Raw genomic sequence first — 7,915 nt, forward strand, 5'->3', positions numbered from 1 at the left:
GCCAAGGCGAGGGTCGCGGGTTCGAATCCCGTCTCGTGCTCGCTTTTTGAGGATATCCAGTATGGATATCCTCTTTTTTTGTGGAAAAAGAGTTTGCGATGCAGATGAAGTGTGGATAAGTAACTAAAATGAAAGGGTCGTCAAGTGGACAGCAGGTTTCTTGAGTGTTCGAGCCCTGCTGGGCTTGAACGGTTCGAATGTCTACGCTCCGCTCCGGTCGTCGCAGGCGAACGTCCCCCGGATGTTCTGCGACGCCTCGTGCTCTTTTTTATAAGGATATCCAGTGTGGATGTCCTTTTTTTGTGAAAAAATCATTTACCAGCGGTGTCTATTATAAAAAGTTGCTTGAAAAAGTTTGCACTTTATCGAAAAAGTCACTTGAAAAAGTTTATATTTTATCAAAAAGTCGTTTAAAAAAGTTTGTTATATCTTATATAACTCCCTTGAAAAAATGAATATTCCGTTGTACTCTATAGAAAAGAGGTGAAATCATTATGCTGAAAAGAAAAATTGAAAAAAAATTAATCGCTTGGAAAAACACAGAAAATCGAAAACCATTGATTATTAAGGGGTGCAGGCAATGTGGCAAAACATTTTCTGTTCTTGATTTCGCAAAGAAAAATTATAAAAATGTTGTGTATTTGAATTTTTTTGAAAATCCAGACTATGTTGCTGTATTCTCAGGCTCTCTGGAAGTAGATACGATTGTTATGATGCTCTCGGCCTTACTTGGTAAGGAAGCAGTCTTTGAAAGTGGCAATACTGTTTTAGTCCTGGATGAAATTCAGGAGTGCCCAGAAGCTCGAACAGCTTTGAAATTTTTTCGCATGGATGGGCGTTACGATGTGATAGGTACGGGATCATTTTTGGGTGTAAAAGGATATGGAAAAGAACCAAAATCGGTCCCAGTTGGGTCGGAAACGGTAATTGATATGTATCCACTGGATTTTGAAGAATTCCTGTGGGCAAATGGAATTGAAACTCCGGTGATTGAACTGTTGAAAACATGTTTGCAGAATGAAAAAACAGTTCCGGAAGCATTGCACAAGCGTATGAAACAGTTGCTCTTGCAGTATACAGTTGTTGGCGGCATGCCGGATGTAGTACAGACATTTGTAAGCACAAAACAGATGGACGAAGTTCTACAGATTCAACGAGATATTGTTCGGTCATATGAAGATGATATGATAAAATACGCAGAAAAAAAAGATAAATCAAGGATCAAAGAATGTTTTCAGTCTATTCCTAAACAACTCAGTAAAGAAAATAAGAAATTTCAGTATTCAATTGTCAAAAAGGGATCTACCGCTTCAAAGTATGCTGGAAGCTTGCAATGGATCGAGGATGCAGGTATTATTGTGCGCTGTTATAATCTTAGTATTACGGAACTGCCTTTAGACGGAAATGCAGAAGTAAATACATTTAAAGTGTATATGCGCGATTGTGGTCTGTTTGTCAGCATGTTGGAGGATGGTACGCAATACGATATTCTTCAAGGAAATCTTCATGCTTATAAAGGAGCAGTTTTCGAAAATCTGATTGCTGATATTTTCAGTAAAATGGGAAGAAAACTTTACTATTTCCATAAAGACAGTGGACTTGAGGTGGATTTTGTGATCCGTTATAAAGGTGAATGCACATTGGTAGAGGTAAAAGCATCTACAGGTAATACAAAAAGCACCAGAACAATCCTGAATCATCCTGAAAAATACCATGTCAGTCATGCAATCAAACTTGGAGACTATAATGTTGGACGTGCGGAACAGATACTTACACTTCCACTCTATATGGCATTTTTGCTAAAAGAAATATAAAAGTGTGCATCTTTTTCGGGGAGCTACGTAGCACTGACTTTATCTAGATATTATACTTCGCAATATATCAAAATAAAGCTGATATATTGTGAAGTGATTGTCTCATCATTCTGCTATTCGATCTGTTTACTTCTCCTTTTATGTCTTTCTGTGTTTGGGAATCTCAAAAATCCAAATTTCGACATCTTGTGCAGGAAGAATTGATTCTGCTGTGAAATCCACTTATAATTTCAGATATAAAAGCTTCAATAAAATATATAATCTTACGGAGGAACTGTTTCATGCCAGAAGAAAGATACATAACGATCGTCTCAGAGAGGAAAACGATCGCTTTAAGAGTGAGTACGATCTTATATGTTCTGATGAATGGAAAATACGCAAATATCCATGTGCTGGGAGATCAGGTGTATCGGACGACGATGACTCTTGGGGAGATCGAGGAGAAGATCGGGGACGGATTTTTGCGGGTGCATCGCGGCTGCCTTGTAGCAGTCATGGCAATCCATAACGTCACGGATACCATCAATCTCAGCAATGGGGAATCCCTGGGGTATACGGCCCGTAAGAAAGGGGAGATCATGAAAACACTCCGGAATGCCCAGCAGGACGTGATCCGGGGATTTCAGAATCATGGAGTACCGATGACGGACGATGAGTACCATGACTATTACCGCAGTTTCGATCAGCTCCCATTCGCATTTACGGATATCGAGATGGTATTTGATGAGGAGAAACGCGCAGTTGACTGGATCTTCCGCTATGGAAATCCGGAACTTGCGAGGCTGGAAAAACTGCCGTTAGACCGGCTGATCGGAAATTCATTCGGAAGTCTTTTCAGCAATATGGATTCCAAATGGCTTCGAAGCTATGAGCGGGCCGTCCTTTACGGGGAAAAACTGGAGCTCATCGACTACAGCCCGGAGATCGATACGAATCTGAAGGTCACATGTTTCCCGACTTTTCCGGGGCATTGCGGGTGCATCCTGTTCAATATTTCGGAGATCGAATTCGTGAGCAGCAGCCAGTAACATGATTCGGTTGCTGTTTACGCGTTGCGCAAACAGCAACGTGATTTTGCCGATGCTTCGCATTCCAAATCGGCAAAATCTGTTACCACCACCGTATCATACGACATTTTCAGTTCAGAAAATTCCTACCCGTGTACAGTAACGATTCGTTCCTGTTGTACGTCTGTTCGTTCCAAGTCTATCGATTGGAAAATGAAAAAATAGTAGAATACTGTTAGATTTTTTAACTGATGAAACGCTCGACATATTAGGGAAAAATCTTATGATGAGGTGCATCCGAAGGAGCTGACGAAGCTTCTGAAAAAGTTTGAAGGAAGCGAAGAGGAAGCACTCATCAGCCGTCTGCCCCTGCGTTCCATGAAGCAGGCAAAATACATGCCTGTCTATGTCAATGAACTTCATGGCGACTATTATGTGTTCCGGGAAGAGCGCATGGAGCTGCGAGGTGAGATGAGCGGGAAGACCTTCAAGATCGGACAGAAGATGCGGACGATGGTAACCGGGACTGACCGGCTTACCATGATAATTGATTTTATTCCGGCAAAGAATAATTTTACCAATTTTGTCGAAGTTCGACCGATTCTGTCGAAGCTGTTGCTTTGGGGGGGCTGTTAAAATGAAAATTATTGAAGACAGTGGGAGGTACGCCTATGAGGAAAAAAATAAAACAGTATACAGCAGTTCTTTTGACAGTGACCATGTCTCTTCCGGGGACAATGGCTTATGGAAATGTAGATAGCCTTGATGCTGCATCAGGAGTTGTAGATGCAAGCGGATACCTGAAGGCATCCACATCAAACGCACAACAAACCATTCATATCGCTTCCCCATCTGACGCAGATGAAGATGAAGAAGAACTGATCGATGATCGAAAGAAGGCTTCTCCATCGGATGCAGAATTTGACGGGGAAGATGTATTCGCAAAAATCTACGACTTTATCTGGCAGGACCCGGAAGAATATTTAAATGACGGAAGACTGGAACTGAGTGCGACCGCAGAGGAGCAGCCGACATTGGAACAGATCGTTTCCATCCTGCCGCAGAGTATCCTTGCAAAGACCGGAGAGACCGCAGAGAATACTTCTGCGGACGAAGCAGAGGATATTACTGCAGATGAAGCAGATATCACTGCGGATTACGATGTGGAAATCAAAGTATCCGGTTGGCAGTGCGAAGATTATATCCAGAACGAGGACGGAATGTGGCCGACAAGCGGAACCTTCACCTTCTCGGCAGAGCCGGAGGACGGATATGAGCTTGCGGACGGGTGTGCGCCGCTTGCAGTGGAAGTCGCGGTGAGCGATGAGGCGGCAATGCTGGCGGCGAATGCAGAAACCTATATGGTATTCACGAGAAGAGAAGATAATACCAGCACAAAATCAGTTACTGTTGATTGGGATGGAACAAATTTATCGGGTAAGTATGAGCAGTATCTTGATGTGGACAGCAGAATTTATCGTGAAGAAGATGCTTTTGTATTAGAACTGAATAATTATAATCCTCAAGTGGAAACGTGTCTGGATATTCGTAAGGGAAAATGGATTATTGAGTTGAATGGAACAAGCGTATTCGATGGAACAAAGCTGCCCAAAGATTCGGCAAGCTATGGACTGTGGATCTGGAGTGATACAGATGTAACTTTTACAGGCTCAGGAACGTTGAATGTGAAAGGTGACCGAAGTGGTATTTCTATTGGGAAGAAGGCAGAAGTTTCAATCAATTTAGAACAAGATGGAAAAATTAACGCCACTTCCCCTTATAGCGTAAATGAAAGTGGATATAATCGACATGGGATTGAGTCCTATGGAAAGCTGACAATAAAAAGAGGAACAGTAACGGCAAATGGTCCATATAGCGGCCTGTATCAATCTGGTGGAACATTTAATATAACAGGTGGTACACTTAAAACAAAGGTACGAGGAGGGAATGACAGCAGCCGGGGACTGTATTTTTGCAGAGAAAGTGATTGCAGTTTAGGCGGAATAATCGAAACAGATGGTCTGACGTTAGACAATGCTACTGGATCCATATCTGGAAAGGTCACTGTAAACCATCTCTCATTAATAAACCTATCTGAATCATTACTTACAATTGAATCTGACGGAATATTAAATATTAAAGAATCGATACTTTTTGATGTAGGAATAAATAAGCTTGTGAATGATGGTGAACTTCAAGTGAATATGACTTCAGATTCATCTAAACCCATTCCTTCAAATTATGAGAATCATGGGCGTGTTACAGGTACGCAGGCAGAAAATTGGAGAACTCCATCATCTCTGAAAGCAGTGAAAGGAACATCAGAAACTAAGAGGGAGAAAGTAAATGAGAGTGAAAATTTCGATGTTTCTACCCTGTTTAACAGTTCAGATATTGATTCAGAAGAAGGAAAGGTATCGTATTATTATGTAAATCAGGCCGATTCCGAAAAAAAAGAGCAAACATTGAGTTCGTCTACAACGAAATTCGCTGCCGGAAATTATATAATCGGTGCAAAAACACAGGGAAATGAGACGTACAAAGCAGGCAGTGCAGTAGCATACATTTATGTGAATTCTGATATATTCAGCGTTGTTCCTATTGAATTTGTTTATACTGGATTTGAGCAGGAGTTGCTTAAGGTCTATACACCAAATGATGAGGAATACAAGGTTGAGTATCAATGCTATGAGCCTCAATCGAAGGGTGGATTTTATGTAAATAACTGGAAGACGACCCCACCAACGGCAACTAATTGTGGAGATGAGTCTCTTAAATATTATTATGCAGTGCGGATTACAGCAAGTGACAGTGATCAGCCACTGTATCAAATCACTTATGATGGGACATCATCGGATAGTTTATTGCACGTGACAAGTATAAAACCTAAATCTTTGCAGAGCGATGATATAGTTGTTACATTAACACCGCAAACATTTAGATATGATGGAACGGTTAAAAAACCTGCGATCGAAATAATAGATACTGTCATAAAGACGGAAGTAAAAAAGTACGGTATAAGTTATAGCTATGCTGCCGGCGGGGCGGCAGATAATCCTAAAGAAGCTGGAACATATAAAGTATATATATACTCATTTGATGCAAATTATACGGGCGATCGATATGTTTATTTTACCATCGAAAAACAAAAACTGACGCCGGTGGCAGTTATCAGTAATGCAAGCAAAACATACGATGGAACAACTTCCTTGGCATCAGGACAGACAATTGCACTCACTCTGCAGGATGAAGCTGGGAATACCGTTTTGGATGGTGTAAGTGCCAGATATGAAGCAGCAACATATGAGTCCAAAGATGTAGGACCTAACTCTATTCAGATTACAGGAATTTCCCTGACAGGAGAAAATGCAGATAAATACGATCTGTCTGCCTCAACATTGTCAATATCCGGAAATATTGATCAGGCATCTGCAGAAAAACTTGTACCTAATGTGACTTATCCGGGTAACAACAACGTGATTGAGTATGAAAATAGAGGTACTTTCTTGCCAACTGTGACAGTAAGCTCCAATATTTCTGGCGATCAGGTAGGCAGTTATGTTGTTTCCTATTCCGCTACGCAGGAAGGATCTTATGTTTCTGACTTAAAGGGTGTAATGCAGAACCTGAACGTACAGGAAACAGAGCAGACCATTTATTACCGGATCACAACGCAGAATTATGAACCTACTACAGGAAACTTTACGGTTAAAATTATTCCATCCAGCCTAAATGGTAAGGGAATCGTTGTGACAGGTTACGACGGTCAGTATGATGGGAATCCACATACGATTACAGCAACACTTCCGGCGAGTAGTGTTCCAAGCGGGACAGAAATCAAATATAAGGGCAGCGCTGAAAGCGAGTGGAGCCAAGAACCGCCAAGTTACACGGATGCGGGAGAGTATACGGTGAATTATAAGATTTCCTGTCCGAATTACAAGGATCTTGAGGGAAGCCAGACGGTTCATATCCGTCCGAGATCACTAACTGTAACTGCAGGGCTGAAAAATCCGAAAAGAGGTGTGATATACGGCGATCCGATGCCGGAGTTTGAGGCAAGCTACACCGGTTTTGTGAAGAATGAGACCAAAGAGACAGCTCTGACGGGAACTCCGATGATGACATGCAGCACCTATACTCAAGAGAGTGGGGCAGGAACAACGCATACGATCAGTATTGAAGCAGGCAGCGGAGAGGGAGCATTGAGTGCCCGGAACTATAGCCTGAGATTCACTCCGGGATCGTTTACTGTAAATAAGAAACAGGCAACGATTGAGGTGACTAATTACAATGAATGGAAGGCGTATACCTATGATGGAAAATCACCGGAGATAGAAGCAGCTGTCGAGGGCGAGAGAACTGTTAAGGTAGAAATTTACGCAGGAAATCCGGCATCCGGTTCGGCACTCGCAGAGATCCCGAAAAATGTGGGAACCTATACCGCTAAATTTACAGCGGCGGAGACAGCCAATTACGGAGCAGCGGAAATCAGTCTTCCGTTTGACATTGTACAGAGAGAACTGAAAGTTACTGCTGTCAATCAGTCGATCACATATGGAGATCCGGCACCGCAGTATACGGCGGTCTATGCGGGCTTTGCAGCGGGTGAATCTCTGGAAAGTCTGAAAGGTAAAGGTACTCTTTCCTTCACATGTGCATATCAGCAGGCGAAGGCGGGACAGAGCAATGAAAACAGCAATGCCGGAACTTATACAATCACACCGGCGGTTGCAGGTCTGAACAATTATAAGGTAACTTCTGTAGATGGAACCCTGACGGTTGGAAGGAAAACTCCGACCTTCACAGATTCTGCATTATGGAAAGAAAAATATCCTGATGGAAGCAGAGTCTACGATGGAACTTCTGTGAATATCACTCCATCGACAGACGGAGACGGCGCAAGAAGCTATATCGTCGAAAACACAGAGACGGGCGAGGTCCTGAAAACGGATCCGGTCAATGTGGGAACCTATAAGGCTACATATTCGGTCGCAGAGGGAACCAATTATCAGGCAGGTTCAATTTCGTATGAATTTGCGATCACAGAGGCCCCTGTGTGTTAGGATAGTTGTCAGTGAAAGATAATTACAT

At 42.3% G+C, this 7,915-nt stretch carries 5 protein-coding genes; all 5 read left to right on the forward strand.

The features are described from left to right. The first annotated feature begins 494 nt into the window (after positions 1–494). The 5 genes from DW826_RS16995 to DW826_RS17010 all read left to right on the forward strand — a co-directional run bounded on the left by DW826_RS16995 (position 495) and on the right by DW826_RS17010 (position 7,887). Entirely contained in the window at positions 495–1,814 is a 1,320-nt protein-coding gene (locus DW826_RS16995; protein ID WP_117553291.1) for an ATP-binding protein, read from the forward strand. Positions 1,815–2,095: 281 nt separating this feature from the next. Continuing rightward, a complete protein-coding gene (locus tag DW826_RS17000) occupies positions 2,096–2,842 on the forward strand; it encodes a LytTR family transcriptional regulator DNA-binding domain-containing protein (RefSeq protein ID WP_117553292.1) in 747 nt (248 codons plus the stop codon). A 270-nt stretch (positions 2,843–3,112) separates the two neighbouring features. Next, the gene (locus DW826_RS17005; protein WP_117553293.1) at positions 3,113–3,457 is read left to right on the forward strand and encodes a hypothetical protein; all 345 of its coding nucleotides are present in this window, start codon (positions 3,113–3,115) and stop codon (positions 3,455–3,457) included. Position 3,458: 1 nt separating this feature from the next. Next, positions 3,459–3,581, forward strand: a complete 123-nt coding sequence (locus tag DW826_RS18915; RefSeq protein ID WP_278286596.1) for a hypothetical protein — start codon at positions 3,459–3,461, stop codon at positions 3,579–3,581. Between the two features lie 274 nt (positions 3,582–3,855). Further along, a complete protein-coding gene (locus DW826_RS17010; protein ID WP_147327175.1) occupies positions 3,856–7,887 on the forward strand; it encodes an MBG domain-containing protein in 4,032 nt (1,343 codons plus the stop codon). Positions 7,888–7,915: the final 28 nt, after the last annotated feature.

It is taken from the genome of Clostridium sp. AM34-11AC, assembly GCF_003435375.1.
Lineage (GTDB): Bacteria > Bacillota > Clostridia > Lachnospirales > Lachnospiraceae > Pilosibacter > Pilosibacter fragilis.